The 26,656-nt window shown below is 44.3% G+C and carries 31 protein-coding genes; 28 read left to right on the top strand and 3 right to left on the bottom strand.

All coding sequences use genetic code 11. The features are described from left to right. Positions 1-28 precede the first annotated feature (28 nt). Positions 29-415, bottom strand: coding sequence for a rhodanese-like domain-containing protein (locus CHH58_RS05095; RefSeq protein ID WP_038561256.1), 387 nt, complete (start codon positions 413-415; stop codon positions 29-31). A gap of 194 nt (positions 416-609) precedes the next feature. On the opposite strand from CHH58_RS05095, the gene mntR reads away from it, so the two are divergent. Further along, on the top strand, positions 610-1,029 hold the full coding sequence (gene mntR, locus CHH58_RS05090; RefSeq protein ID WP_095218033.1) for a transcriptional regulator MntR: 420 nt from the start codon (positions 610-612) through the stop codon (positions 1,027-1,029). A gap of 87 nt (positions 1,030-1,116) precedes the next feature. Continuing rightward, the gene (locus CHH58_RS05085) at positions 1,117-2,004 is read left to right on the top strand and encodes a patatin-like phospholipase family protein (protein ID WP_095226940.1); all 888 of its coding nucleotides are present in this window, start codon (positions 1,117-1,119) and stop codon (positions 2,002-2,004) included. 14 nt (positions 2,005-2,018) lie between these two features. Here CHH58_RS05085 and CHH58_RS05080 read toward each other — a convergent pair whose 3' ends face one another. After that, positions 2,019-2,441, bottom strand: a complete 423-nt coding sequence (locus CHH58_RS05080; RefSeq protein ID WP_249275033.1) for an SA1362 family protein — start codon at positions 2,439-2,441, stop codon at positions 2,019-2,021. Positions 2,442-2,484: 43 nt separating this feature from the next. Next, on the bottom strand, positions 2,485-3,429 hold the full coding sequence (locus CHH58_RS05075; protein ID WP_095262107.1) for a DUF1385 domain-containing protein: 945 nt from the start codon (positions 3,427-3,429) through the stop codon (positions 2,485-2,487). A gap of 119 nt (positions 3,430-3,548) precedes the next feature. On the opposite strand from CHH58_RS05075, the gene CHH58_RS05070 reads away from it, so the two are divergent. From CHH58_RS05070 to recN, 26 genes are all read left to right on the top strand, one after another. Continuing rightward, positions 3,549-4,025: a YqhR family membrane protein gene (locus tag CHH58_RS05070; protein WP_170937526.1), complete on the top strand. Its 477-nt coding sequence runs from the start codon at positions 3,549-3,551 to the stop codon at positions 4,023-4,025. A gap of 84 nt (positions 4,026-4,109) precedes the next feature. After that, positions 4,110-4,538, top strand: coding sequence for a type II 3-dehydroquinate dehydratase (gene aroQ / locus CHH58_RS05065; RefSeq protein ID WP_095262106.1), 429 nt, complete (start codon positions 4,110-4,112; stop codon positions 4,536-4,538). A gap of 18 nt (positions 4,539-4,556) precedes the next feature. Beyond that, positions 4,557-5,618 (top strand): M24 family metallopeptidase, encoded by a 1,062-nt coding sequence (locus CHH58_RS05060; RefSeq protein WP_095232812.1) that lies wholly within the window; start codon positions 4,557-4,559, stop codon positions 5,616-5,618. 25 nt (positions 5,619-5,643) lie between these two features. Beyond that, positions 5,644-6,201 (top strand): elongation factor P, encoded by a 558-nt coding sequence (efp, locus tag CHH58_RS05055; protein ID WP_095232811.1) that lies wholly within the window; start codon positions 5,644-5,646, stop codon positions 6,199-6,201. A 121-nt stretch (positions 6,202-6,322) separates the two neighbouring features. Further along, the gene (gene spoIIIAA / locus CHH58_RS05050; RefSeq protein WP_095232810.1) at positions 6,323-7,237 is read left to right on the top strand and encodes a stage III sporulation protein AA; all 915 of its coding nucleotides are present in this window, start codon (positions 6,323-6,325) and stop codon (positions 7,235-7,237) included. Further along, positions 7,234-7,746, top strand: coding sequence for a stage III sporulation protein SpoIIIAB (gene spoIIIAB / locus CHH58_RS05045; RefSeq protein WP_095226947.1), 513 nt, complete (start codon positions 7,234-7,236; stop codon positions 7,744-7,746). Before spoIIIAA ends, spoIIIAB begins: the two co-directional genes overlap by 4 nt. Before the next feature lie 23 nt (positions 7,747-7,769). Beyond that, the gene (spoIIIAC, locus tag CHH58_RS05040) at positions 7,770-7,976 is read left to right on the top strand and encodes a stage III sporulation protein AC (RefSeq protein WP_038561221.1); all 207 of its coding nucleotides are present in this window, start codon (positions 7,770-7,772) and stop codon (positions 7,974-7,976) included. Between the two features lie 4 nt (positions 7,977-7,980). After that, positions 7,981-8,379: a stage III sporulation protein AD gene (gene spoIIIAD / locus CHH58_RS05035; protein ID WP_249275050.1), complete on the top strand. Its 399-nt coding sequence runs from the start codon at positions 7,981-7,983 to the stop codon at positions 8,377-8,379. 13 nt (positions 8,380-8,392) lie between these two features. Beyond that, a complete protein-coding gene (gene spoIIIAE, locus CHH58_RS05030) occupies positions 8,393-9,568 on the top strand; it encodes a stage III sporulation protein AE (protein ID WP_095226948.1) in 1,176 nt (391 codons plus the stop codon). Positions 9,569-9,579: 11 nt separating this feature from the next. Beyond that, on the top strand, positions 9,580-10,200 hold the full coding sequence (gene spoIIIAF, locus CHH58_RS05025) for a stage III sporulation protein AF (protein ID WP_095226949.1): 621 nt from the start codon (positions 9,580-9,582) through the stop codon (positions 10,198-10,200). Continuing rightward, complete coding sequence (gene spoIIIAG / locus CHH58_RS05020; RefSeq protein WP_038561211.1) at positions 10,197-10,838, top strand: stage III sporulation protein AG; 642 nt, start codon at positions 10,197-10,199, stop codon at positions 10,836-10,838. Before spoIIIAF ends, spoIIIAG begins: the two co-directional genes overlap by 4 nt. 12 nt (positions 10,839-10,850) lie before the next feature. Beyond that, positions 10,851-11,414 carry a SpoIIIAH-like family protein gene (locus CHH58_RS05015; RefSeq protein ID WP_095226951.1) on the top strand — a complete coding sequence of 188 codons (564 nt, stop codon included), beginning with the start codon at positions 10,851-10,853 and terminating at the stop codon, positions 11,412-11,414. 130 nt (positions 11,415-11,544) lie between these two features. After that, on the top strand, positions 11,545-13,251 hold the full coding sequence (locus CHH58_RS05010) for an ABC transporter ATP-binding protein (protein WP_095262105.1): 1,707 nt from the start codon (positions 11,545-11,547) through the stop codon (positions 13,249-13,251). Then, complete coding sequence (locus CHH58_RS05005; RefSeq protein ID WP_095262104.1) at positions 13,245-15,071, top strand: ABC transporter ATP-binding protein; 1,827 nt, start codon at positions 13,245-13,247, stop codon at positions 15,069-15,071. Before CHH58_RS05010 ends, CHH58_RS05005 begins: the two co-directional genes overlap by 7 nt. 111 nt (positions 15,072-15,182) lie before the next feature. After that, positions 15,183-15,659, top strand: coding sequence for an acetyl-CoA carboxylase biotin carboxyl carrier protein (accB, locus tag CHH58_RS05000; protein ID WP_095226954.1), 477 nt, complete (start codon positions 15,183-15,185; stop codon positions 15,657-15,659). Between the two features lie 14 nt (positions 15,660-15,673). Further along, a complete protein-coding gene (gene accC / locus CHH58_RS04995) occupies positions 15,674-17,023 on the top strand; it encodes an acetyl-CoA carboxylase biotin carboxylase subunit (protein WP_095226955.1) in 1,350 nt (449 codons plus the stop codon). Between the two features lie 23 nt (positions 17,024-17,046). Then, complete coding sequence (locus CHH58_RS04990) at positions 17,047-17,436, top strand: Asp23/Gls24 family envelope stress response protein (RefSeq protein WP_170937525.1); 390 nt, start codon at positions 17,047-17,049, stop codon at positions 17,434-17,436. Between the two features lie 123 nt (positions 17,437-17,559). After that, positions 17,560-17,943: a transcription antitermination factor NusB gene (gene nusB, locus CHH58_RS04985; protein ID WP_038561192.1), complete on the top strand. Its 384-nt coding sequence runs from the start codon at positions 17,560-17,562 to the stop codon at positions 17,941-17,943. A 14-nt stretch (positions 17,944-17,957) separates the two neighbouring features. Next, positions 17,958-18,818 carry a bifunctional methylenetetrahydrofolate dehydrogenase/methenyltetrahydrofolate cyclohydrolase FolD gene (folD, locus tag CHH58_RS04980; protein WP_095218014.1) on the top strand — a complete coding sequence of 287 codons (861 nt, stop codon included), beginning with the start codon at positions 17,958-17,960 and terminating at the stop codon, positions 18,816-18,818. Positions 18,819-18,832: 14 nt separating this feature from the next. Then, the gene (gene xseA / locus CHH58_RS04975) at positions 18,833-20,179 is read left to right on the top strand and encodes an exodeoxyribonuclease VII large subunit (RefSeq protein WP_095234026.1); all 1,347 of its coding nucleotides are present in this window, start codon (positions 18,833-18,835) and stop codon (positions 20,177-20,179) included. After that, positions 20,172-20,405, top strand: coding sequence for an exodeoxyribonuclease VII small subunit (locus CHH58_RS04970; RefSeq protein ID WP_038561183.1), 234 nt, complete (start codon positions 20,172-20,174; stop codon positions 20,403-20,405). Before xseA ends, CHH58_RS04970 begins: the two co-directional genes overlap by 8 nt. Continuing rightward, a complete protein-coding gene (locus tag CHH58_RS04965) occupies positions 20,406-21,293 on the top strand; it encodes a polyprenyl synthetase family protein (RefSeq protein WP_249275032.1) in 888 nt (295 codons plus the stop codon). 288 nt (positions 21,294-21,581) lie between these two features. Next, positions 21,582-23,477: a 1-deoxy-D-xylulose-5-phosphate synthase gene (gene dxs / locus CHH58_RS04960; protein ID WP_095262103.1), complete on the top strand. Its 1,896-nt coding sequence runs from the start codon at positions 21,582-21,584 to the stop codon at positions 23,475-23,477. A 4-nt stretch (positions 23,478-23,481) separates the two neighbouring features. After that, positions 23,482-24,339, top strand: coding sequence for a TlyA family RNA methyltransferase (locus CHH58_RS04955; RefSeq protein WP_095226958.1), 858 nt, complete (start codon positions 23,482-23,484; stop codon positions 24,337-24,339). Then, positions 24,332-24,781, top strand: coding sequence for a transcriptional regulator AhrC/ArgR (gene ahrC / locus CHH58_RS04950; protein WP_038561172.1), 450 nt, complete (start codon positions 24,332-24,334; stop codon positions 24,779-24,781). The genes CHH58_RS04955 and ahrC overlap by 8 nt, the downstream gene beginning before the upstream one ends. Positions 24,782-24,805: 24 nt before the next feature. Then, entirely contained in the window at positions 24,806-26,530 is a 1,725-nt protein-coding gene (gene recN / locus CHH58_RS04945; RefSeq protein ID WP_095226959.1) for a DNA repair protein RecN, read from the top strand. Positions 26,531-26,656: the final 126 nt, after the last annotated feature.

Raw genomic sequence — 26,656 nt, 5'->3', positions numbered from 1 at the left:
GGCTTTGCACATCATGTGCAAAGCTCTTTTATTCGCCTTTTCGTTTGATCTTACCGCTCCAGGCTTTGAAACCGCCTTTTAGCTGATTAAGATCCTGATAGCCTTTTTTATGAAGCATTGCTGCAGTACGAACAGTACGTGTACCGTTTTGGTCATACATATAAACAGGCTTGTCCTTGCGGATTTCAGCCAAACGGTAGCGAAGCTGGGTTAACGGTATATTTCGTGCACCTAGAATGTGTCCGCCATCGAATTCCTTCGGTTCACGAACATCAATCAGCTGTGCTTTACGGTATCCAGCTTTGAATTCTTCCTCTGTAAGAGTTTTCAGGTGTTTCTTCTGAATGAAATAGCGGATTACACTATATGCGATGAATACAATCAGTGCAATTCCGATAACTAATACTGCTTCCATGTCATTTCCCCCATCTGCTGATACTCCAACTTACATTATAGCAAGCAAGCGCTTATTTTCAAAGATTTTTTAATAGCCGTTCATATAAGTGTAACACTTTTTACCTGCTTCAACTTTGTTGGCTTGTTTGTCCGCTCGAAAAGGTGTATCATGTAAAGATGTAGAAGTTGCAGTGGATTGAATGGAGGAATTTTATGCCTACACCGAGCATGGAAGATTATATTGAACAAATTTACATATTAATGGAACAAAAGGGATATGCCCGTGTGTCTGATATAGCAGAGAACCTGCAGGTACATCCGTCTTCTGTTACAAAAATGGTGCAGAAGCTGGACAAAGATGAATATCTGAAATATGAAAAGTACCGTGGCTTGATTCTTACTGATAAAGGAGAACAGGTCGGCAAACGGCTTGTCTATCGGCATAAACTTTTGGAAGACTTCCTGCGGATTATCGGTGTCGAGGAAGAGAATATCTATCAGGATGTAGAAGGAATTGAGCATCATATGAGCTGGAATTCCATCGAGCGGATCGGCAATCTTGTTCAGTACTTCCAGGAAGATAATGAACGGAAAGAAGCGCTAATCAAAATACAGCAAAAACAGAAGTCTTAACTCAAACCATCCATTTCGGATGGTTTTTTTGTTCTAAAAGAGCACTTTCCTGATTAGGTATATAAAAAGTCATCATGGAGCGTGCTTATGAAAATAGACGGCGTTTTCTCAGGTGGCGGGGTGAAGGCTTTCGCCTTCATCGGTGCTATTCAGGCTGTGGAGAATGAGAAATATGAGTTTGAGAATGTAGCTGGCACCTCAGCTGGTGCCATTGTCGCTGGTTTGCTGGCAGCGGGATATAGCGGAAAAGAAATGGAAGCATTATTACAGGAAACCGATATCAGTAAATTCACTGATCCTATTAAGCTTACTAGGTATATACCTTTTGCCAACTGGCTAACGCTTTATTTCAAGATGGGGCTGTACAAGGGCAATGCGTTGGAACGCTGGCTTTATGAAGCATTGGCAAAAAAGCAGGTATATACCTTTCAAGATTTGAAGCCAAGAACATTGAAAGTGATTGCTGCAGATGTAACTTTGGGACGCTTAATCGTTTTTCCAGATGATTTAGCTGAGACATATGGTATCGATGGTGGAAGTTTCCCAGTAGCACGGGCCATCAGGATGAGCGCAGGTATTCCATACATATTCATGCCGGCCAAACTGCTATACAAAAATCGAAAACGAAGTCTGCTGCTGGATGGCGGATTGTTAAGTAACTTCCCAATCTGGACACTTGATGGAGATGAACGTCTATTAAGACGCCCGATTTTAGGTATGAAGCTAAGTGAAGCAGTACAAAAAATTCCGGTTCAAAAAGTACACCAATCTTTCGATCTGTTTTATGCGCTTTTCAAAACGATGAAGGTAGCACATGATATGCGCCATATAAATCAGGAAACAGCACGGGATATCATATTTATTCCGGTAGAGGATATCGGAATGGCCGACTTTAATATATCGGCTATAGAAAAGGAGAAACTGATAACAGGCGGCCGAGAGAAGGCAGAGCACTTCCTGAAACGCTGGCCATAAAAAAAAGTCGGGCATCAAATGCTCGACTTTTTCCGTTTCTGTTTATTTCCTTCGATGACACGAAGCTGTGGACCGCGAGACCGATCTTTCACCGTTCGTTTTTTTCTAGCAACAGAAGCTTTCTTAATGCTAGCAGCTTGTTTCGCTGGTTTGTTGACAGGGCGGGCTTTTGGCTGCTTGTATTTCTGTTTGGATTGCTTTACAGCTTTCTTATATTTCTGCATATCGCTGCTGCTGCCACTCCCAGCTGCAGCAGTACGGCCGCGCATGCGTGTAAGTATAAAATAAAGCAATGCACCGAAAAGAACGGCACCTCCGATCCATACGAGCACATTTTGGAAGAATGCTCCTGGATTTGTCACGAGCTGCATGCTGACACCGATAACAGCAAGGCCAATTAGAACAAAGACAATGATGGAAGACCCAGATCTACGCAACCCATTTTCCTCCTTTCCATGCCTTGATGGTGACATGGTTTCTTTATCTTACTATCTTTATACCACTATTCACCTGTGCAGAATCATTTTCTAGCACTTTTTTGAAAGAAGCCAGTGCAACTTCCACTTGATCATCCTTTGGCTCTTTTGTTGTAATGAGCTGCAGCCAAAGACCTGGATAGCCGAGGAAGCGCAGAACAGGGATATCACGAACCTTGTTCGTCAGCTGAAGTACCTCAAAAGAAAGCCCGATGACAAGCGGCAGGAGCATGATACGGTTCACCATACGCCACCATAGCGGATCCGTTGCAACGAACATATACACAATCACGCCAACTATGACAGTGAACAGCATAAAGCTCGATCCGCATCGATAATGAAGCCGAGATTGCTTCTGGACATTCTCTACCGTAAGCGGCAGGCCGTTTTCGTAGCAGTTGATCACCTTATGTTCAGCGCCGTGATATTGGAATACCCGCTTGATCAATGGTGTCAGGGAAACAAGATAAACATAAGCGAGAAGCAAGATAAGCTTCAGGAAACCTTCCAGTGCAACCTGTTCGAATCTGGAAGGAAGCCACTTGTCGAAGAAATCCGCGACAAGTGCAGGAGTTAGTGTAAATATCAATTTTCCGAAAATGAAGGATAGTACTCCAACAGCACCGATACCGATAATCATCGCCAGCTTTGATTTTTTCTCCTCTGGAACAATCTGAGCATCGTCCTCCGGATTGACTCCATATCGTTCTGAGGAAAAGTTTAGATGCTTCGTGCCATTAGCACTGGCGTGTATGATCGCTGCGATCCCTCGCAGTATAGGTATCTTTTTCAGCTTGGATAATTTCGGATTGTCTTGGCGTTCGACAGTTAAGTAGTCGATGCTCTCGTCATTTCTGCGAACGGCAGTAACGAAGCTGTTTTTTCCCGCAAACATGACACCTTCAATGACGGCTTGCCCGCCATAGGTATTGGTTTGTTTATCTGACATTATTTCACCAGCCTCGTTTCGATTTCCTTCTATTTTACTAAAAAAATACAGATAACACTAGATGGCATCTGTGATTAAAATCGCTGTGTTAAGGAATGCTACGTATTGAGGTGAGTTTTATGCAGCAAAATCGGAAAACCGCATCACGTTTTAATAGAAGTGCCGTCGTGACCGGATTCGTCGGCGGCGTGCTTTGGTCAGCAATCGCATGGGTAGCGTACTTCTTTCATTTCACCGACTTGTCTGTGGCGGATTTCGTACTCCGTTCATGGGTTTGGATGCCTTGGGCACAGACGTGGGTGGCGGAGCTGATCAGCATATTTATAGTCGGGGTTCTATCCATCTTGATCGCTTGCCTGTATTTCCTGTTCTTGAAGAAACAGCAAGGCATCATTCCAAGCATTATTTTCGGTGTCGTGCTCTGGGTTCTTGTCCAGTTAGTGCTGGCCCCGATTATCCATGGAGTTGATAGTGCATTCCAAGCAAATCGGAATGCAAATATCACGACAATGTGCTTGTATTTGCTTTATGCTGTATTTATCGGGTACAGCATCAGCTTTGAATACCAGCAAAGCGAAGAATACCAGGATAATTAAGCATTTCGAATTTTCAATCACAAAGCCTGCGTCTTATGTTACACTATGTGAAAGTTAAAATAATGTAACCAAAGGATGAAGAACGTGAATCGCTTAATGTTGATCAATGGACCGAATTTAAATTTGCTCGGAACGAGAGAACCTGGTATTTATGGAAGTCATACGCTCTCTGATGTAGTTGGTGAAGTTAAAAAGGTGACAGACAGTTTTGGATATGAGCTGGAGGATTTTCAGTCAAATCATGAGGGAGCTATGGTTGATAAGATTCAGGAGGCCGGCCGTACATGCAGCGGAATTATCCTGAATGCTGCTGCTTATACGCATACTAGCATCGCAATCAGGGATGCAATTGCCAGTGTCCCGATTCCGGTTCTTGAAGTGCATATATCGAATATTCACACCCGCGAGGAGTTCCGTCATCATTCGATGCTGGCATCCGTATGTAAAGGGCAGGTCGTCGGTCTCGGGATTAAAGGCTACCGATATGCAGCGTTAGCACTGCTGGAGAAATAAAGGGAGAGGAAGAAACAGATGGAGAAAATAGAGAAATTACGCGCTTTAATGGAAAAGAAAAACTTGGACGCATTCATCGTAACGAGTGCCCAGAATCGCCGATACATATCAGGTTTTACAGGAAGTGCCGGACTGCTTATCATTACTAAATCTAAGCAGTTGTTCATCACTGATTTCCGTTATATTGAGCAGGCAACGGAACAAGCTCCTGATTTTGAAATCATTGAGCATAAACAGTCCATCATTCAGGAAGCGGCTGCACAGCTTCTTAAAGAAGGTGCTCAGCAAGCTGGGTTCGAGCATGAAGATGTTACTTTCGCACTATACCAACAGTTCCAGAATGCTGTACATGCAGACCTTATCCCTGCATCGGGCTTGATTGAGGAGCTGCGTCTGATTAAATCAGAAGCAGAGCTTGCTATCATGAAGACCGCTGCCGAGATTGCTGATGCAGCATACACCCATATCCTTACTTTCGTGAAGCCAGGCATGAAGGAAATCGAAGTTTCCAATGAGCTTGAGTTCTTTATGCGCAAGCAGGGTGCGACACAGTCCAGTTTCGATACGATTGTCGCTTCCGGATACCGTTCTGCATTACCGCACGGTGTGGCTTCAGATAAAGAGATTCAGAAGGGGGAATTGGTTACACTAGATTATGGTGCCCTTTACAATGGATATTGCTCGGATATTACCCGAACTTTCGCGGTAGGCGAGATAAGTGACAAATTACGCGAGATTTATGATATAGTACTAGAGGCGAATCTTCGAGGAGTAGCAGGCGTCAAACCGGGTATTACTGGTAAAGAAGCCGATGCGCTCACACGAGACTATATCAATGAAAAAGGCTATGGCCAATACTTCGGACATTCTACCGGACATGGTCTTGGTATGGATGTACACGAATCACCAGCTCTATCTTTCCGTTCCGATACGGTATTGAAGCCGGGAATGGTCGTTACAGTAGAGCCGGGGATCTACATACCGGAAGTAGGCGGATGCCGAATTGAGGATGATCTTGTGCTGACAGCTGATGGCAGTGAACGCCTGACGTTCTCCACTAAAGATTTAATTACTTTGTAACAGCCGTTTTCGAAGGAGGAAAACAATGATTTCAGTAAACGATTTTCGTACGGGCCTTACAATTGAAGTAGATAATGGCCTGTGGCAGGTTATCGATTTCCAGCACGTAAAACCAGGTAAGGGTGCGGCATTCGTACGTTCAAAGCTGCGTAATTTACGTAACGGTAACATCCAGGAAAAAACATTCCGTGCCGGTGAGAAAGTTTCTCGTGCACATATTGAACATAAAACGATGCAATATCTTTATGCTTCAGGTGATACACATACGTTTATGGACACCGACACATACGATCAGTTAGAGCTTCAGACACCACAGATTGAATACGAACTGAAATTCCTGAAAGAAAACATGGAAATCAGCGTTATGACTTTCGGCGGTGAAACACTTGGTGTAGACCTACCGAATAACGTAGAATTAAAAGTAATAGAAACAGAGCCAGGTATTAAAGGTGATACTGCTAGCGGCGGTACGAAACCTGCTATCGTCGAAACTGGCTTGAGTGTTCAAGTACCATTCTTCATTAATGAAGGCGATGTACTGCTCGTAAACACTTCTGATGGGAAATACGTTTCCCGCGCATAAGCTATTTAAAGAGTCTCTTCCTAACCATAGGAAGGGGCTCTTTTTTTGTGCATAAACAAACCCGAGGCACATACATTACAGTATGGACAACATGTCCAATCGAAGTCAGAGGTGAGCAAGGATGAAGGAAATCCAGAAATTGTTTCGACCGCCTTTACAAGCACTATTGTCAGAACAAGTAGGAGGACGATGGGATAAGCTGCAAGAAATTCGCTGTCGGACGAACCAGCAGCTTGAGCTTTGCTTCGATGACAGAACCGAATGGATAGAAGCATCGCTAATGGAGGCTGCAGATGCTCGGTTTATGCTGAATCAATTGAGTGATTTTTCTTTATATGCACTTGAAAATGAATTACGAGAAGGTTATATCACCATTGCAGGAGGGCATCGAGTTGGTTTGAGTGGGCAAGTCAATACAGAGGGTGGTATCGTCAAAGCTCTCAAGCATATATCCTCCTTCAATATAAGAATTGCAAAGGCCAGACCAGGAGCAGCGAGTAAGATTATGTCTTCTTTGTACAAGCCTGATGGCACTTGTCGCCACACGCTTATAATAGGGCCGCCGAAGTCCGGTAAAACGACCATTCTTCGCGATATAGTTCGTTCGCTATCCACCGGCTGGCAGCAATATAAGGCGATAAAGACAGCAGTCGTTGACGAACGCTCTGAAATTGGAGGCAGCATCAATGGCATTCCACAGCATGATCTTGGAAAAAGGACAGATATCATGGATGCCTGTCCAAAAGCAGAGGGATTGATGATGCTGATTCGATCGATGTCTCCTGATGTGATAGTGGCTGACGAGATTGGAAGTGAACGTGATGTACAGGCGCTGCTGGAAGCCTTGCATGCAGGTGTGAAGATCGTTTGCAGTGTTCATGGAGACAGCTTAGATTCCATCCGCCATCGTCCTTCCTTAAGGCCCCTTTTTGAACAGAAAGTGTTTGAACGCATCGTTATTTTGAAGAAGGGGATGTCCCCTGGCGTAGTACAAGCAGTGTTGGAAACAGCCAGCCCGGCAGGTGCAAACGCATGAAGTGGGTAGGAGCCATACTTGTGCTTATCGCCGCAACTTGGGTAGGTTTCGATTTATCCCGCAGACTGCAGCAGCGCCCGAAGCAAATCCGTCAGCTAATCAGCAGTCTGCAAGTGATGGAGGCAGAAATCCTTTATAGTCAGACAAGCATTATTGAAACAAGCGATAATCTAGCCAAGCAAATTCCACAGCCGACAGCTGCCTTTTTTCGATCCCTATCAGATAAACTGCTGCAGCACCCGGTAGATTTGTATGACTGCTGGGAAGAGACCACAGAATCTTGGATAGGCACAACAGCGCTAAAACCTTCTGAGAAGGATGTGTGGCTGCAATTCGGCCGTACACTTGGTCAGCATGATTTTGAACAGCAGCAGAAGCATATCCAGCTGGCCAGAACTCACCTGGAACGGGAGCTCGAGGAATCAGAAGAAGCGAACCAGCGGTATGGAAAAATGATCCGTAACCTCGGATTCCTGACAGGTTTGCTGATCGTACTACTGCTTATCTGAACGAGGTAAGAAAGGAGTCCGCTATGCTCGGTGAAGCAATGATTCTATTTCAAATCGCAGGTATCGGGATGATTGTCGCAATCATTCATACTGTACTGAAGCAAATGGGAAAGGAAGAGATTGCACAATTTACAACACTGATGGGATTTATCCTGGTACTGCTCATCGTCTTGGGCAAATTATCGGAACTGTTCCAGCAGATCAAGTCGGTGTTCTTATTCCAGGGATGAGGCGATTGAGATGGATATTATTATAATCGTATCCATTGGCATTGTAGCAAGTTTGCTTGCCTTGATTGTAAAAGAACAAAATTCATCCATTGCATTTTTCGTAGTAGTAGTGACAGGCATCATCATTTTCCTGTTCATCCTGCAAAAGATTACAGGCATCCTGCTTTTGATTGAGCAGCTGGGTGAACGAGCAAATGTGGAAGGTCTTTATATCAAGACGATTTTGAAAATCATCGGCATTGCTTATATCACGGAATTTGGTGCGCATTTAACACGAGACGCCGGATTGTCAGCAATTGCTGCAAAAATAGAGCTTGCCGGAAAGATCATTATCATAACGGTGGCCATACCGATTCTGACAGCGGTCATCGAGACAATCATGAGTTTCATGCCGGGCGGATAAGGAGCTGGATACGTTGAAACGCTGCTTGGTAATTCTTTTAGCTTTGTTTGGTGTACTTGCGGTTCCATCAGCTGCTTATGGGGAGACAGGTCAAGCGGAAGAAAAGGAAGTTGCGGTCACAGCATTCGATAGCCTTCCGACAGAAGAACTCACTGAGTATTGGGAGCTTTTATCTGATAAGTACGGCCAGTTTATCCCGGAACTGGAGAAAGGCTCTTTCGTTGATTTTATTAAACAGCAAGGAGACATCTCCATCCAATCATGGCTGAAAGGGCTTTTTGAATATCTGCTGTATGAGCTGCTGCTCAATGGAAAGCTGCTTGGTACTTTGATTCTTTTAACCTTATTCAGCAGCATCCTCCAGACAATCCAGACTGCCTTCAATAAAGGCTCAATCAGCAAAGTCGCTTATTTAATCGTATGTATGGTTCTTCTGACACTTCTTTTGAACAGTTTCCGTTTGTCAGTGAATTACGCAATGGAAGCTATCAATGGTATGAGTGATTTTATGCTTGCTTTGATTCCGCTGCTGCTTGGGTTGATGGCTTCATTTGGAAGTTTGTCTGCTGTTGCTTTCTTTCATCCGATAATCGTTTTCCTTATACATGCCAGCGGTCTATTGATCGCTAAGATAATAATACCGTTATTCCTAATGAGCGCCCTCTTGCATCTAGTCAGTACAATCAACAAAGAATACCCGGTTACCCAGCTTGCTGATTTATTGAAAAACATAGGGCTATGGCTGCTAGGGATTTTCTTTTCTGTCTTTCTTGGTGTCATCTCCGTCCAGGGTGCCGTTACAGCTGTCCAGGATGGTGTAGCGATGAAGACGGCCAAATTCGTTACTGGAAACTTCATACCCGTCATTGGCCGGATGTTCACCGATGCCACTGATACTGTGCTTAGTGCTTCACTTCTTCTGAAAAATGCAATCGGAATTGTCGGGGTGCTGATTGTCTTAGCAATCTCCTTGTTCCCTGCAATAAAGATTCTTGCCATCGCACTTATCTACAAAATTGCCGCAGCCTTGCTACAGCCACTAGGTGATGGTCCGATCATCAAATCAATGCAAGTGATGAGTAAATATATCCTTTATATTTTCGCTTGTTTGCTCGTTGTTGCGTTCATGTTCTTCATTGCTATTGTGATCATTGTCGCTTCGAGCAACGTTACATTAATGCTGAGATAGGAGCTGATCACTTGGAAGCTTTGCAATCATGGGTGATGCAGATCATTCTGTTCATCCTTCTCGCTTTTGTACTCGATATGGTTTTGCCCGACACCGATATCCGTAAATACGTCAAGCTGGTCATGGGGCTCATGCTGCTTCTGTTATTCCTTAAGCCTGTATTCGCATTATTCCAGGTCGATTCAACGAGAGCAGTGCAGGAAGCAATGGAAGGCTTTGCTGCCCTTACTGAAGCCCCTTCGATAGAAAATTCAATAGAAGAGAAGAAAAGTGAAATAGATTCCATACAGCGCGCATATATTGAGGAACAGATGGCTGTCCAATTGAAGGACCAAGCAAATCCAACGCTGCAAGAGAAGTTTCATATGCAGATTACTGACATCGCAGTGGCCTTTAAGGAGGGAGAGGATGAGGAAACGACCGAAGCAATCGATTCCATCCAAGTAAAGGTGCAGAGTACCGACCAGGAATTACCGGAAGGAAAAATCAGCGACGTCGACATCGACAGTTCCCGTCCAATAGAAGCAAATGAACAGACTGAGGATATGGGGAGAGTGAAATCCTATCTGGCCGAAATCTGGGAGCTTGAGGATCTGCCGCTTGAGGTCACCCAAAAAGGGGGGACAGGATGAAAAAATTACTAGACAAGCTTTCCGAACAGTGGAAGCTGAAAGATTCTCAGAATAAGAAACCGACAAAGCTTGGATATTTGGTCATTGTCGGACTGCTCGGTGCCTTACTTTTACTTGTAAGCGGCTTATTCACGGAACAGAAAGAGCCGGATAGACAAAACACCCAGCAGACTCAAAATTCAACAGCAGCAGAAACAGAAGAGACTTTCGCCAAGAAAGAAAACGACGCTTCTTCTTCCACTACAGATTTGGAAGCAGCATATGAGCAAGACCTGGTTGGGCTTCTGGAAAAAATCAAAGGTGTTTCCGAGGTGGAAGTAATGGTTAATCTGAACAGCACCCACCAGAAAATTTATGAAAAGAATCTGATCATCGGTCAGCAAACATCTGAAGAAACCGACCAAAATGGCGGCGAACGGGTAGTGGAAGATGAAAATGAGGAACAGCAGGTAGTGCTTGTCAGACAAGGAGATCAAGAAGTACCGCTGCTGGTCGAAACAAGAAAGCCAGAAGTAAGAGGGGTGCTTGTTGTTGCAAAAGGAGCAGAACAAGCGACAGTTCAGGAATGGGTTGTACAGGCAGTATCACGCGTGCTAGATGTACCGACACATCGAATTTCGGTTATGCCGAAAAATTAAGGGGGAATTGAGATGTTGAAGAAACAAACAGTATGGCTATTGACGATGCTGAGCTTGCTAATCGTATTGAGTGTCTATTATATGACTTCTCCGAACGGGGACGAACTGGCTTTTATAAATGACAAAGCAGATGAAAATGGGACAAGCACAACTGCTGGTGACTCCGAAGAAACTGAGTCCAAAGAAGAAGGAGAAGCAGATGTTACGACTGAACCAGCTAATGTCGATGAACTATTTGCCAGTATCCGGATGCAAACGATGGATCAACGAAGCGAAGCAAAAACCAGACTTGAAGAAATCGTTGCCAACTCCTCTACAAGCACAGAAGAAAAGAATGATGCAGTCAGCCAAATCGAGCTAATGGAGCAATTCGCGTCAAAAGAATCCATCCTGGAAGAATCAATCATCGCAGAGAAGGACTATGAGGAAGTGCTTGTTCGAGCAGAAGATGGACATGTGCAGATTACCGTTAAAGCGGATAAAATGACAGCTCAAGAAGCTAACAGCATTATGCAGATGGCTGCTGATGAATTCAACGGTGCCAACGTGGATGTAAAATATATTCCGCAGAAATAAAAAGTGAGGAGCATTCGTGGAATGCTCCTTTTTCTATGGGAGGGTGTTTAGTACGATTTTGTTTGAAGTGATGGTATGCTAGGGTATGATTAGCAGCAGGCTATACATAAGCAGGGAGAAGGCGTAAGCAGTGAAGACAGTATTCAGTTATCTTAAACCTTATTGGCTCATAATCGTAACTTCATTGGTCTTTATTATGATGGAGCTTTCCGTCGAACTTGTGCAGCCATTTCTCTTACAAAAACTCATTGATGATGGCATTGCTGCCGGAAATAATGAACTTGTAATTGAGCTTTGTCTTGGAATGGTGGCCATTGCAATCGTCGGTTTCGGAGCTGGAATCATCAATATTTTCTTTGCCGACCATCTTGGTCAAAGTGTTGGAAAAGAGCTGCGTGATCAGATGTATGAAAAGGTTCAGCAGGCAGAGCTTCAAGATATCCAGCGCTTTGGTACGAGCACACTCTTAACCAGACTGACAAATGATGTAAACCAAATTCAGTTGACACTTGTCATGTTCTTTCGATTCATGATTAGGGCTCCTTTCCTGATTATCGGCGGAACCGTCATGGCTTTTGTAGTGAATGCACGGATAGCACTTATCTTATTGATCGTCATTCCCATACTGCTGATTTTTCTTCGTTTCATCATGAAAAGGAGCATCCGTTATTTCGGAACTGTGCAGCGCAGTGTCGATAAAGTCAACCATGTGATGCGAGAGAACCTTGTCGGACTCCGCCTTATCAGGATATTCGTCCGTGAGCAGCATGAACAGAAACGCTTTGAGCAGACCAGCAATAAGCTGCGTCAAAATATGCTGAAAGCATTTCGTTATACAGAATTGTCTGTGCCTCTGCTCACCTTGGTGATGAATATCGCCATTCTGGCAATTTTATATATTGGTGGAATGCAGCAGCAGACGAATGTCGGAGATATAGTCGCAATCATTAACTATGCAACAAGGATTACCGGTGCATTGAGTGTTGTCGGCATGCTGATCACGTTTTATGCGCGAGCAAAAGCATCCAGTACTAGAATTGCTGATATTCTGGATCTAGAAACTCCTGAAGATGACGGTGATACAACATCAGATACTTTCCGCGGAAAAATAGATTTGGAGCAGGTAACCTACCGATACCCAAATGGCAAAGTACCGGTCATCGAAGATTTTACGATGGAAATCAATTCCGGAGAACGTGTTGCAATATTAGGGGAAACAGGGTCCGGTAAGTCAACTTTATTACATCTTATGATTGGCTTATATGAACCTGATAAAGGTCAAGTATTGGCAGATGATACGCCATTACAAAACCTGGACAGCAAGTCTTTTCGCCGACAAGTAGGATTTGTATCCCAGGATGTGCAGTTGTTTTCCGGTACAATCCGTGAGAATGTCGCCTGGGGAGTACCTGATGCAAGTGAAGAAGCGATTGTCCGTGCTGCAAAGGATGCGCAAATTTATGAGACGATTAGCAAATTGCCAGATAAGCTTGATACAAGACTTGGTCAAAATGGGATCAATCTTTCAGGCGGACAAAAACAGCGGCTGACGATTGCAAGAGCATTGCTGTTAAAGCCTTCACTTCTGCTCTTAGATGATAGTACAAGTGCGCTGGATTTGCAGACAGAACGCAAATTATTGGAGGCGCTCAAGCGGTATGAATGTACGACAGTGCTTGTCACACAGAAGCTTAGTACGGCGATGCAATGTGACCGGATTTTAATCGTAGAAGAAGGAAAACGAACTTCATATGGTACAGCAGATGAGCTTCTGGAGCAATCAGAGCTATTCCGCGCGATTCAGGCTTCTCAAGCGCAGCGGGAGGCGACATCATGAAAAAGTTATCCGAAGCGTTCCGTTATAAGCGGCCGGCATATACGACAAGTGCTCGTAAACAAAAAGCAAAAGTAGAAAATCCTAAAGGCACACTACTTAGAATCTGGCATTACATGCTTCGTGAAAGACGACTTCTTTTCAGTACGCTCGCTATGATTATTGTAAGCTCTATACTAGCGTTGGTTGGTCCTGTCATTCTTGGGCATATCGTTGACCGGTTTGTAAGTGGGGAGTATACGGCAGGATATCTTCTGCAGCAAATAAGCTGGCTGCTGCTAATTTATTCAGCTGTGGCTGTAATGACCTTTCTGCAAGGATATTGGATGATTACCATCTCGCAAACTGCTGTGTACTCAATCAGGAAGGATCTATTTGTTCATCTGCAGAAATTGAAGCTTGCTTTCTTCGATAAACGGCAGCATGGAGAGCTAATGAGCCGGATGACGAATGATGTGGATAATATCTCAACAACGCTCAATACGTCGATGGTTCAGATTGTTTCCAGCATCATCACTTTTATCGGCATATTGGCAGTCATGGTCATTCTTAGCCCGGTACTTACAATCATCACACTGCTCGTTGTGCCAATCATGTTCATCGGCATCAAATGGATCACCAACCGTACCCGGTATGCTTTCAGAACACAGCAGCAAGCTGTCAGTAAGGTGAATGGTTATGCAGAGGAAAGCATATCCGGCCAAGCAGTCATTAAAGCATATGCCCAAGAAAGCAAAGTTATCGATACCTTCCGTGGCAAGACAGAGGAGCTGCAGCATGCAGGCTTTTGGGCTCAAACGTTTTCTGGTTTCATTCCAAAGTGGATGAACATGCTGAATAACATCAGTTTTGCGGTCATTGCCGGCGTTGGAGCTCTCTTAATCGGGTATGGACGTGCAGGTATAACTGTTGGTACGATTGTCATCTTCTTGGAATACTCAAGGCAGTTCACACGTCCGCTGAATGACTTAGCCAACCAATTTAACTCCTTGTTCTCGGCACTTGCTGGAGCAGAGCGAGTTTTTGGAATCCTGGACGAGCAGGAAGAACACCAAGAGACGGCGAAACAAACAATATCAAAACTTCGAGGAGACATACACTTCGAAAATGTCACATTCACTTATGAAGGAGAACCGGCTCTGAAGAATATCAGTTTCTCTGTTCAATCAGGACAAATGGCTGCTTTTGTCGGCCCGACAGGGTCTGGGAAAACGACGATCATGAATCTGATTGCCGGCTTCTATCAGCCTGATAAAGGCCAAGTTACAATCGATGATATGCCGCTACCTGAGCTCGATTTAAGCAGCTATCGCAATCGAATTGGGGTTGTTTTACAGCAGGATTTTCTGTTCAAAGGTACGATCCTGGAGAATATCCGCTATGGTAAATTAGATGCTACAGATGACCAAGTGATAGAAGCGGCCCAAGCGGCCAACGCTCACCGTTTCATCACCAGACTGCCTGATGGATATGAAACGATAGTCGGACAGGATGGCGGCGGTCTTAGTCATGGGCAGCGTCAACTGCTGTCCATTGCCAAAGCATTATTAAAGGATCCGGATATCCTCTTGCTGGATGAAGCTACATCCAGCATTGATACGATTACTGAACTTAGAATCCAGCAAGCAATGAAAGCATTAATGAAGGGTCGTACAAGTATTGTAGTGGCGCATCGTCTCAATACGATAGAACAGGCAGATAAGATATTTGTACTGCAGGATGGCGAAATAAAAGAACAAGGAAGCCATCATGAATTAATAGAGCAAAAAGGCTTCTATTCTGCACTGCAGAACGAGAAAAAGCAGCATAGCTCAACCAGCTGATGCTCCCAGGTAATCGTTAGGTGTTGCGATTTTTTTAACGTTTGCGTAAAATATGTTAGTGATTAAATCTGTAGGAACCATTTTGCAGGACCATTGTAAAGGAGTGCCAATATGCTTAAATTAGAAGAATTGAAAGAACTTATTACCTTAATTGACCAATCTTCAATAGATGAATTCGATTATGAAACAGAAGGGGAAAAAGTATCCCTTCGCAAAAACAAGGAAGTTGTACAAGTAGCAGCGGCACCAGCACCAGTTCAGCCGGCTGTGAGTGCTCCACAGGCTCAAGTCACTGCTGCACAGCCTGAGCCGGCAGCACAAGCTCCAGAAGCAGCTGCAAAGAATTATGATTACGAAATTACATCATTGATGGTCGGAACTTTCTACAGCAAACCAAATCCAGATTCTGATGATTTCGTTAGCGTCGGTGAACGGGTGGAGAAAGACACAGTAGTTTGTATCGTGGAAGCGATGAAACTATTCAACGAAATCACTGCAGATGTATCTGGTGAAATCGTCGAAGTACTAGTGGAAAACGGAGAGCTTGTTGAGTATGGACAACCTCTGTTCAGAGTGAAGGCTAACTAAGGGGTTGACTCGTTGTGATTAAGAAATTATTGATTGCCAACCGTGGAGAGATTGCTGTCCGGATTATCCGTGCTTGTAATGAGCTGGATATTGAGACGGTCGCAATCTATTCGGAAGCAGATAGAGAAGCATTACATGTACAGCTGGCGGATGAAGCATATTGTGTCGGTCCGGCGGCAAGTAAAGATAGTTATTTGAATTTCTCGAATATCATTAGTGTAGCGACGCTGACTGGTGTCGATGCTATCCATCCTGGCTATGGATTCTTAGCAGAGAATCCTGATTTTGCAGAGCTGTGTGCAGAATGTAACATCACGTTCGTCGGTCCTAGTGCGTATGCCATCAATAAGATGGGAACAAAAGACGTTGCGCGTGAAACTATGCGTGAAGCTGGTGTTCCAGTCGTACCTGGTTCAAACGGCATCGTAGCAGACGCAGAAGAAGGCAAGCAAGTTGCGGAAGAGATTGGCTATCCTGTCATCATCAAAGCAACAGCAGGTGGCGGCGGTAAAGGTATCCGAATCGCCCGTACAGAAGAAGAGCTTGTAAAAGGAATCAGTGTAACGCAGCAGGAAGCAGCAACAGCTTTCGGCAACCCTGGTGTCTACTTAGAGAAGTACATAGAAGATTTCCGTCATGTGGAAATCCAGGTGCTTGCGGATAACCACGGCAATGCTATTCACCTTGGAGAACGTGATTGTACTGTACAGCGCCGTATGCAAAAGCTGATCGAAGAATCTCCTTCACCAGCTGTTTCACCGGAAATCCGTAAGAAAATGGGTGCAGCAGCTGTGAAAGCAGCGCTAGCGGTTGATTATTCCGGTGCCGGAACAATCGAATTCATTTTTGACCGAAAAGATCATACATTCTATTTCATGGAAATGAATACACGTATTCAAGTAGAACATCCAGTTACGGAGCTTGTGACAGGCGTGGATCTTATCAAGGAACAGATTCACATTGCCAATAACGAGCCATTACGTTACGCGCAGGAAGATATTACATTTAACGGATGGGCTATCGAGTGCCGTATTAACGCAGAGAATCCGTTCAAAAACTTCATGCCTTCACCAGGTAAGATCGATTTATACCTTGCACCAGGCGGTTTCGGTGTACGTGTGGACGGAGCAGCTTATCAAGGCTATTCTATTCCGCCATTCTATGACAGTATGGTAGCGAAGCTGATCACGTTCGGTAAAACACGTGAAGAAGCAATTGCTCGCATGAAGCGTGCTTTGGGCGAATTTGCTGTCGAAGGTGTGCATACGACGATTCCATTCCATTCTCGTATGATGGAGCATCCGGTATTTGTAGAAGGGGATTTCAACACGAACTTCCTTGAAAACTACACAATCATGGAGTAAATAACCTAAAGGATGTGAGATCTTTGCAAGAGCAATCTTTCGTATCGATTGGTCATAAGGGGGCACTTGGCAATGTCATGCTTTCTCCTGCTGTAATTGAGGTCATTGCCGGAATTGCAGCAAGCGAAGTGAAGGGTGTTATGGCAATGCGGGGCGGATTTGCCACTGGTGTGGCAGAGAAGCTCGGCAAGAAGGCACATGGTAAAGGTGTCAAGGTTGAACTTACAGAACAAGGAGTTGCAATCGACGTCTTTATCACGGTTAGTGCCGATTGCAGGATGCCCGAGGTAGCCAGAGACATTCAGCAGCATATCCGTCAGGCGCTGCAGACGATGACGGCACTTGCGACCAAAGAGATCAATGTCCATATAGTAGGTATACAACTCGATCAAAAAGCGGACACTGTCGAGTAGACTGTTTTCGTTGGAAAAGACCTTGGCTGGTTCGGCCCTGAGGTCTTTTCTTTTGTTCAAAGATAGATTTAAGCCTATATATCATGTTATGATTTGATGAGATGAGTTAAAAGGAGATAGAATATGAAACGACGTACGGCACGGGAAACTGCCTTCCAAGTCCTCTTCCAGATGGACATGAACGATATTCAGCCAGAAGAGGCTGTGGAAAATGTATTAGGAGAGCCGTTGCAGAATGCTTTTTTGGCGAGTCTTATTAATGGCGTAATAGAGCATAAAGCTGCAATCGATGCAAAAATTGCCGAGCATTTAGAGAATTGGTCATTCGATCGGCTTGCGAGTGTAGAGAAGACAGCATTGCGTATCGCTGTATATGAGCTTCTTCATCATTCAGATGTACCACAAGGCGTAGTCATCAACGAAGCAATTGAGATTTCGAATCTATTCGGTGATGAAAAATCGGGCAAATTCGTTAACGGCGTACTATCAAGAATAATCAAAAAATAAGGGAGCGGATGAGCATGACAGCAGAATTAATCTACGGAAAAGAACTTGCAGCAACGATTCGGGAAGAACTGAAACAAGAAGCAGCAGCACTGAAAGAACAAGATATTCTGCCTCATCTGACCGTTGTTATAGTCGGAGACGATCCCGCCTCCAAATCTTATGTAAAAGGAAAAGAAAAAGCATCAGCCGAAATTGGTATCAGTTCTGATCTGATAGAACTTCCAAGCTCGACGACACAGACGGAGCTATTGGACCTTATTCAGCGATTGAACTTGGATACAAATGTGAACGGCATTCTAGTCCAATTGCCTCTTCCGGCACATATCGACGAACAAGCTGTCATTGACAGCATTGATCCAGAAAAAGATGTAGACGGCTTCCACCCTGCTAATGTAGGTAAGATGATGCTTGGAGAAGATACATACTATCCATGTACACCGTACGGAATCATTCAAATGCTGAAGTCGAAGGATGTTGAGATTGCAGGTAAAACTGCTGTCATAGTTGGCCGAAGCAATATTGTAGGTAAACCGATCGGGCAATTGCTTTTAAATGAGCATGCAACTGTTATCCATACGCATTCACGCACCCCGGATCTTAGAAGCTTTACAAAACAGGCAGATATCCTTGTTGTGGCAGTTGGACGTGAGCATATGATCAAAGCTGAGGATATCAAAGAAGGTGCTATCGTCATTGATGTGGGTGTGAACAGGAATGCAGCAGGCAAGCTGACAGGAGATGTCGATTTCGAACATGCGAAGGAAGTTGCCTCTATTATCACACCAGTGCCGGGCGGTGTAGGTCCAATGACAATTACAATGCTGATGCTTAACACAATTAAAGCAGCTAGACGTCAAGCAGCAGCGGTAGTGTAAGGAGCAGGAAAAGTATGAGTGATGACCGTTATTTGACCGTGACTGCCTTGACCCGCTATATGAAGCGGAAGCTGGAAACGGACAAGCATTTGAAGGATATTTGGCTAAGAGCTGAAATATCAAACTTCAAGCATCACAGTCGCGGTCATATGTATATGACGTTGAAAGATGATGGGGCACGGATACAGTCTGTCATGTTTGCAAGTCAAAACAAAGGAATGAAATTTGTTCCGGAAAACGGGATGACCGTTCTGATCCGCGGAGAAATAGGCTTATATGAGCCGCAGGGCCAATATCAGCTTTATATTCAGCATATGGAGCCAGATGGAGTAGGAGCGCTGTATCAAGCTTATGAACAGCTAAAAGAGAAGCTGGAAAGAGAAGGGTTATTTTCTGCTGCTCACAAGAAACCGCTCCCGGAATATCCGGAGCATATTGGAGTTATTACTTCCCCGACTGGTGCTGCTGTAAGGGATATTTTGACGACGATCAAAAGGCGGTATCCGATTGTTAAAGTGACGGTTCTGCCTGTATCTGTCCAAGGTGATCGATCAGCTCCGTCGCTTGTACAGGCTCTCACCTATGCGGAAGAACATGATTTCGACGTGCTGATCATAGGAAGGGGAGGCGGCTCCATTGAAGAGCTTTGGAGCTTCAATGAGGAAATCGTCGCACGCGCTATCCACAGGGTAAGTATCCCGATTATTTCCGCTGTTGGTCATGAAACGGACTTCACTATCAGTGATTTCGTTGCCGATGTCAGAGCAGCTACGCCGACCGGTGCAGCTGAATTGGCTGTACCAGCACGTGAAGAACTGCTGCATCGTTTAGTGCAACTGTCTAACAGGATGCATTATGTTGTCCGTCAAGGCTACAGTCAAGAAGCGAACCGATTGGCAAAACTTCGAGGTTCTTATGCATTTCGCTATCCTGAGCAGCTTCTCAGGCAGAAAGAAATAGAACTGGACAAGCTTTCCGATCGATTAAGCAGAGCAGGTACGACTGCTGTGTCGGCAAGGCAACAGCAATTTACCACATTGGTTAATCGTCTTTCGCTTGTTCATCCTGGTAAACAGGCTCAAAATTATAATCAGCAGCTGACTGCCTTGCAAGCTAGATTAAAGCAAGCTATGGAAAAAAGGCATGAAAGAGAACAGCAAAAGTTTCTTCATCAAATCAATAAGCTTTCTTTATTGAATCCATTGGAAACGATGAAGCGAGGATATAGTATCTCGTACAAACAAGATACCCTTTTAAAGAGCGTGGATCAGGTTACTAAAGGCGATGATGTGCAAATTCATCTGGAGGATGGCACGATAGATTGTATCGTCAAGGAAGTGAAGGAGGATACAAATGGCTGAGGAGAAAAAACAGAGCTTTGAAGAAGCAATGCAGCAGTTGGAGGAGATTGTGAGCAAGCTGGAGCAAGGAGATGTCCCGCTTGAGCAGGCGATCGGCTATTATCAAGAAGGTATGAAGCTTTCCAAAATCTGTGGCGATAAGCTTGAGCAAGTCGAGAAGCAAATGGTGGAAATTGTGAATAATGCCGGCGAAACTGAGCCATTCACTGTACAGGAGGAAGAATAAGTGAGTGAATCGTTACAGGGTTATTTGAAAGCAGAACAGCAGCAGCTAAACGAGTACATGATGAATTTGCTCGAAAATGACAACATGCTTCCACACTCTTTAGCTGAATCTGTTTTATATAGCATGCGAGCTGGAGGCAAGCGACTGCGTCCAATTCTCATGCGGGCTGCATTTGAATCTTTCGGCGGACGTGGCGATAAAGTCCTTCCAGTCGCTGCTGCGCTTGAAATGGTGCACACCTACTCTTTAATTCATGATGATCTGCCTGCGATGGATGATGACGATTACCGCCGCGGACAGCTGACAAACCATAAGAAATTTGGGGAAGCAACAGCGATACTTGCTGGTGATGCACTCCTGACAAGAAGTTTTTCTGTCATCGGGCAAGCCACAGGGATTCAGCCGGAGGAAAAGGTATACCTAATGTCTTATTTGTCTGAAGCTGCTGGTTCAACCGGCATGATTGCTGGACAAACTTTGGATATGGAAGCAGAAGATAAAGAAAGCACGTTGGATGAATTAGAGCAAATACATAATCTAAAAACGGGTAAGTTATTAACATATGCAATTGTTGCCGGTGCCTATTTAGCCGGCGTAAAACCGGAAACGCTGGAGCTGATGAAACAATTCGGCACCTACATTGGTCTAATTTTCCAGGTGCAGGATGACATCCTGGATGTAACAGGGGACGCATCTGTCCTTGGAAAACCAGTCGGCAGTGACGAAGAAAACAAGAAAAGCACGTATCCTAAGCTGCTTGGACTTGACGGAGCGAAGGCGCAAATGGACAAATACGTCAAACTGGCGCATCAGTGTTTGGAACAAGCGGAAATCAAGGATACCAGATTGCATGAGCTCACCGTTTATTTGAGCAGAAGGACGAGCTGACTGTTATTGATTGTAAGCTTATAGCCAACTGTGATATATTGCTACTAGGAATATAGGACAGAACTGATACGTACGAACATAGAAAACGCCGTTATCACATATGTGCTAGCGGCTATTTTTAAATAGGCTCCTGCACGGACGAAGTGCAGAAATTGTCTGAAATTGATGTTGGAGAGATAGAAACAGGGTATAAACCTACAGGATTGATTTCTTCGTCCGGCGCAGAAATGTACCTATTCATACTATGCTGTCAGGCTGATCAGGCCGGTGACAAAAGGGGAAGGTTATATGGATTTAACAGCAATTAAGAACCCGGCATTCTTGAAGGAAATGTCGAATGAGGAGCTAAGTGAACTTGCAGCTTCCATCCGGACATTTCTGATTGAAAAGCTGTCCGTCACAGGAGGGCATCTTGGTGCAAATCTTGGTGTCGTGGAACTCACGCTAGCACTGCATAAAGCATTCAATAGTCCGCAGGATAAATTTATCTGGGATGTAGGGCATCAAGCATACATTCACAAGATATTGACCGGCAGAACCGCTGACTTTGAAACATTACGCCAATATAAAGGCATGTGCGGCTTCCCGAAACGGATCGAGAGTGAGCACGATGTATGGGAAACAGGACATAGCTCTACATCCCTTTCTGCTGCGATGGGAATGGCGTCAGCAAGAGATATGATGGATGAGAATTATGAGGTCGTGCCGGTTATTGGAGATGGTGCCCTCACTGGCGGAATGGCATTGGAAGCGCTGAATAATATCGGCGATGAGAAAAAGAACATCACCGTCATCCTTAATGATAATGAAATGTCTATTGCGAATAATGTCGGTGCGCTGCATCATGTTTTAGGAAGAATGCGCAGTGCAGGTAAGTACAAGCGTGCAAAAGATGAAATGGAAACGCTACTTAAAAAGATTCCTGCTGTTGGCGGCAAGCTTGCTACCGCTGCAGAAAGAATGAAAGATAGCATGAAGTATTTCATGGTTCCTGGCATGTTTTTCGAAGAACTAGGGTTCACCTATTTCGGACCTGTGGACGGCCATAATTTCCAAGACCTTGAAGAAGCAATACATTACGCTAAAAAGACCAAAGGACCTAAAATCATCCATGTGGTTACCCAAAAAGGAAAAGGGTATCAACCTGCTGAAAGTGATAAAACAGACAATTGGCATGGAGTCGGACCATATAAAATTGAATCCGGTGAAAAGATTAAAAGTTCCGCTACTGCACCTGCTTGGAGTAAGGTGATCAGTGAAGCTGTTCTTGAGAAAGCGCGAACGGATAAACGGATTGCAGTCATTACTCCAGCAATGATTCTCGGTTCCAAACTGGAAAACTTCAAAAAAGAAATGCCTGATCGTCTTTTTGATGTTGGAATAGCTGAACAGCATGCCACAACGATGGCAGCTGGTATGGCAACGCAAGGTGTAAAACCTTTCCTTGCCATTTATTCCACTTTCCTGCAGCGAGCTTACGATCAACTGCTTCATGACATTGCCAGACAAAACCTCAATGTATTTGTCGGGATTGACCGCGCAGGTTTTGTCGGAGCTGACGGGGAGACGCATCAAGGTGTATACGATATATCCTTCCTCCGAGCAATGCCTAATTTCACCATAATGATGCCAAAGGATGAAAATGAAGCGCGGCACATGGTTCATACTGCTTTGGCACATGAAGATGGCCCGATTGCTCTGCGTTATCCACGTGGAAACGCACTCGGTGTTCCTGTAGATGATAAAACGTATGCATTACCAATCGGAAGCTGGGAAGTGCTAAAAGAAGGAACGGATGCTGTTATCCTAACATTTGGGACAACGATTCCGCTGGCAATGGATGCAAGTGAGTCGCTCGCTGCGGACGGTATTTCTGTTCGTGTTGTGAATGCTCGTTTCATCAAACCGATGGACGAAGCGATGCTGCATGAAATTTTCGCTTCCGATTTACCGATCCTGACGATTGAAGAAGCTGCGCTAAAAGGCGGTTTCGGCAGTGGTGTAATGGAATTCGCTGAGGAGAACGGCTACAATGCATCTTCTGTCAGACGAATGGGTGTACCTGACTACTTTGTTGAACATGGAAGTGTACCAGAACAGATGGAGGAAGTTGGATTAACGAAGGAAAATACAATCGACAGACTCCGTAAGATAGTAAGAATGAATGAAGAGCAAAGGGCTTGAGTGAATGGCAAAAGTGAGATTGGATGTTCTCCTCGTTGATAGGGGACTTATAGAAACAAGAGAAAAAGCAAAGCGGACAATCATGGCTGGACTCGTATATTCCGGCAACGATCGTCTTGATAAACCTGGTATGAAGGTTGACGAAACAGCTAACCTTACTGTGAAAGGCAAAGTCATTCCTTATGTAGGACGTGGCGGCCTGAAACTGGAAAAAGCTTTGGATTATTTTGAAATCGATGTTGAAGACCGGACAATGGTTGACATCGGTTCTTCTACTGGAGGCTTTACTGATTGCGCTTTGCAGCGTGGTGCAGCTCGCAGTTACGCAATCGACGTCGGTTATAATCAGCTCGACTGGAAGCTTCGGAATGATCCACGTGTTGTTGTTATGGAAAGAACGAATTTCCGTTACGTAACACCTGATATGCTGACAGAGGGACTGCCGAATTTTGCGTCGATTGATGTATCTTTCATTTCCTTGCGATTGATTTTGCCTGCATTGAAGGAGATATTAGCGCCAGGCAGTGATGTTGTCGCGCTCATTAAACCGCAGTTCGAAGCAGGACGTGAGCAAGTAGGCAGAAAAGGAATCGTACGTGATAGGAAAGTGCACTTTGAAGTACTAGAGGATACACTGAAATTCAGTGAATCGCTCGGTTTTCAGTATGAAGGACTGACTTTTTCGCCAATCACTGGAGGAGACGGCAATATCGAATTCTTGGCTCACTTAGCTTGGGATAAAGATACAGCAGCTGATTTCCCTGATACAGAAGCGATTCAATCAGTCGTCGACGATGCGCATCAGCAATTAACTGCGAAAAAAGCCGTGTCGGAGAAAGCGATGGAGGAAGACAATGAGTAAAATTCAACGACATATCAAAATTCGCGAGTTGATCACAAACAACGATATTGAAACACAGGATGAGCTAGTAGACCATTTGAAGGATTTAGGATTCAATGTGACACAGGCTACCGTTTCCCGAGATATTAAGGAATTGCACCTTGTCAAAGTTCCGACCTTTGAGGGAGCATACAAGTACAGCTTGCCTGCAGACAATCGGTTTAATCCGCTTGAAAAACTGAAGCGGCTTATTATGGATGCTTTTGTCAGTATCGATACGACAAGTCATTTTATTGTACTCAAAACACTTCCAGGTAACGGGAACGCGCTTGCTGTTCTTTTAGATAACCTGGATTGGGATGAAATTCTCGGAACGATTAGCGGAGATGACACGATTCTAATCATTTGCCGTACGGAAGCTGATACAGAATTTGTAAAAGACAAACTGCTGGCCATGCTTTAAACGGAAGTGAAATGAGGGGATACCATGCTTACAGAACTTTCGATTAAGGATTTTGCAATTATTGACCATATACGGATACATTTTAAAGAAGGGCTTACTGTGCTGACTGGAGAAACGGGAGCAGGTAAGTCTATTGTCATTGATGCAGTCCAGCTGCTTAGCGGCGGAAGAGGGTCGGTTGAATTCATCCGCCACGGTCAGAAAAAAGCAGAGCTGGAAGGCCTATTTATCATTGACTCACCTGATCATCCTATTTATACTGTAGGTGCTCAATTTGGTGTAGATATTGATGATGGAATGGTTGTTATGGAGCGTACCATGACGACAAGTGGGAAAAGTATTTGTCGTGTAAATGGCAAGCTGGTGACTTTGGCTATATTACGTGAATTCGGAAAATCATTGATCGATATTCATACGCAGCACGAAACCCAATCTTTGATGGATGCAGATAAGCATATAGAGCTCTTGGATTTGTACGATGCAGAAGCAATCGGCAAAGCAAAGGAAGCTTATACGCTTCAATTCAAAGAACTTCAAAAATTGAAAAAACGCTACAAAGAATGGAATACGAATGAACAGGAAATGGCCCAGCGTCTTGATTTGCTTAAATTTCAATACAACGAATTGAAAGAAGCGGAACTTCAGCCTGGTGAAGATGAACAACTTACAGAAGAGCGTACAAAGTTGATGAATTACGAACGAATTTATCAATCGCTCCATGACGCCTATAATGCACTTTATGGGGAACAGAAAGGTTTGGACTGGGTAGGGCATGCTTTGGCCAGTCTTGAATCGGCTAGTTCCTATGATGATGATATACAGAAGCATCATCAGATGATTAGTGAACAATATTATCTGATGGAGGATCTCACATTCCAGCTGAGCAGTCAGCTTGATTCACTTTCTTATAATCCAGAACGCTTGAATGAAATTGAAATGCGTTTGAATGAAATAAGCCGATTGAAAAAGAAGTATGGCCAATCGGTCGAAGAAATTTTAGAATATGCAGCGAGTATTGAAGATCAGATTGATCAGATTCAAAATCGCGACTCCCACATTCATCAGCTGGAGCAGCAAATTGCGGATCTTGGTGAGGACACAATGCTTGAGGCGAAGCAGCTCCATGACCTGCGTTTACAAGCATCTGTCCAGTTAACAGACGCCATCCATGATGAGCTGAAGGATCTGTATTTAGAGAAAGCACGTTTCCATGTTGACGTACAGTTAAAGAATGGAAATTCTGGTGATCCAGAATTGAATGGAAAACCTGTCCAGTTGACGGCAGATGGTTTTGACGCGATTACATTCCATATCTCTACAAACCCGGGAGAGCCTTTGAAGGAACTGCATAAAGTCGCTTCAGGAGGGGAATTATCTCGTATCATGCTAGCTCTGAAACGTATTTTCTCAAGGCATCAAGGTGTGACGAGTGTCATTTTTGATGAAGTGGATACAGGTGTCAGCGGCCGTGTTGCCCAGGCAATAGGAGAGAAGATATATGGTATCTCTGTTGGGTCGCAGGTATTGTGTATTACCCATCTACCACAGGTTGCCTCCATGGCGGATACGCATTTATTAATTGAAAAGCATGTTGAAAACAACAGTACGCATACGTCAGTGACTGAGCTTGGTCAGGACACTGCTGTCGAAGAAATCAGCAGAATGATGACCGGAACAGTGCTCACCGAAAAGACCAAAGAACATGCAAGAGAACTGATAACACTTGCCGGACAATACAAACATTCATGATCCTGCCATATATGGCAGGATTTTTTTCGTTTTAAATAAAGGAAAAGATAGGCGCTTTTTCTGATGTTTTCTGGGTTTAAAAAGCCTCTGTGAAAGTCAAACTAGAAGTACATAAACAAGCATGAA

Origin of the sequence: Terribacillus saccharophilus, from assembly GCF_002272745.1 — a bacterium.
Taxonomy (GTDB): Bacteria; Bacillota; Bacilli; order Bacillales; family Amphibacillaceae; genus Terribacillus; species Terribacillus saccharophilus_B.
The sequence above is the reverse complement of the archived record's forward strand: the minus strand, read 5'-3'. Positions and strand labels throughout refer to the sequence as shown.

What these genes read in the sequence shown, in the direction of transcription:
- mntR (WP_095218033.1), top strand. Translation starts at nt 610, where the DNA reads ATGCCTACACCGAGCATGGAAGATTATATTGAACAAATTTACATATTA.
- dxs (WP_095262103.1), top strand. Translation starts at nt 21,582, where the DNA reads ATGGATTTAACAGCAATTAAGAACCCGGCATTCTTGAAGGAAATGTCG.
- CHH58_RS05075 (WP_095262107.1), bottom strand. Translation starts at nt 3,429, where the DNA reads ATGTCAGATAAACAAACCAATACCTATGGCGGGCAAGCCGTCATTGAA.
- ahrC (WP_038561172.1), top strand. Translation starts at nt 24,332, where the DNA reads ATGAGTAAAATTCAACGACATATCAAAATTCGCGAGTTGATCACAAAC.
- xseA (WP_095234026.1), top strand. Translation starts at nt 18,833, where the DNA reads ATGAGTGATGACCGTTATTTGACCGTGACTGCCTTGACCCGCTATATG.
- accB (WP_095226954.1), top strand. Translation starts at nt 15,183, where the DNA reads ATGCTTAAATTAGAAGAATTGAAAGAACTTATTACCTTAATTGACCAA.
- CHH58_RS04955 (WP_095226958.1), top strand. Translation starts at nt 23,482, where the DNA reads ATGGCAAAAGTGAGATTGGATGTTCTCCTCGTTGATAGGGGACTTATA.
- recN (WP_095226959.1), top strand. Translation starts at nt 24,806, where the DNA reads ATGCTTACAGAACTTTCGATTAAGGATTTTGCAATTATTGACCATATA.
- CHH58_RS05070 (WP_170937526.1), top strand. Translation starts at nt 3,549, where the DNA reads ATGCAGCAAAATCGGAAAACCGCATCACGTTTTAATAGAAGTGCCGTC.
- CHH58_RS05015 (WP_095226951.1), top strand. Translation starts at nt 10,851, where the DNA reads ATGTTGAAGAAACAAACAGTATGGCTATTGACGATGCTGAGCTTGCTA.
- efp (WP_095232811.1), top strand. Translation starts at nt 5,644, where the DNA reads ATGATTTCAGTAAACGATTTTCGTACGGGCCTTACAATTGAAGTAGAT.
- CHH58_RS05085 (WP_095226940.1), top strand. Translation starts at nt 1,117, where the DNA reads ATGAAAATAGACGGCGTTTTCTCAGGTGGCGGGGTGAAGGCTTTCGCC.
- CHH58_RS05095 (WP_038561256.1), bottom strand. Translation starts at nt 415, where the DNA reads ATGGAAGCAGTATTAGTTATCGGAATTGCACTGATTGTATTCATCGCA.
- spoIIIAB (WP_095226947.1), top strand. Translation starts at nt 7,234, where the DNA reads ATGAAGTGGGTAGGAGCCATACTTGTGCTTATCGCCGCAACTTGGGTA.
- spoIIIAG (WP_038561211.1), top strand. Translation starts at nt 10,197, where the DNA reads ATGAAAAAATTACTAGACAAGCTTTCCGAACAGTGGAAGCTGAAAGAT.
- nusB (WP_038561192.1), top strand. Translation starts at nt 17,560, where the DNA reads ATGAAACGACGTACGGCACGGGAAACTGCCTTCCAAGTCCTCTTCCAG.
- folD (WP_095218014.1), top strand. Translation starts at nt 17,958, where the DNA reads ATGACAGCAGAATTAATCTACGGAAAAGAACTTGCAGCAACGATTCGG.
- spoIIIAA (WP_095232810.1), top strand. Translation starts at nt 6,323, where the DNA reads ATGAAGGAAATCCAGAAATTGTTTCGACCGCCTTTACAAGCACTATTG.
- CHH58_RS04970 (WP_038561183.1), top strand. Translation starts at nt 20,172, where the DNA reads ATGGCTGAGGAGAAAAAACAGAGCTTTGAAGAAGCAATGCAGCAGTTG.
- spoIIIAC (WP_038561221.1), top strand. Translation starts at nt 7,770, where the DNA reads ATGCTCGGTGAAGCAATGATTCTATTTCAAATCGCAGGTATCGGGATG.
- CHH58_RS05060 (WP_095232812.1), top strand. Translation starts at nt 4,557, where the DNA reads ATGGAGAAAATAGAGAAATTACGCGCTTTAATGGAAAAGAAAAACTTG.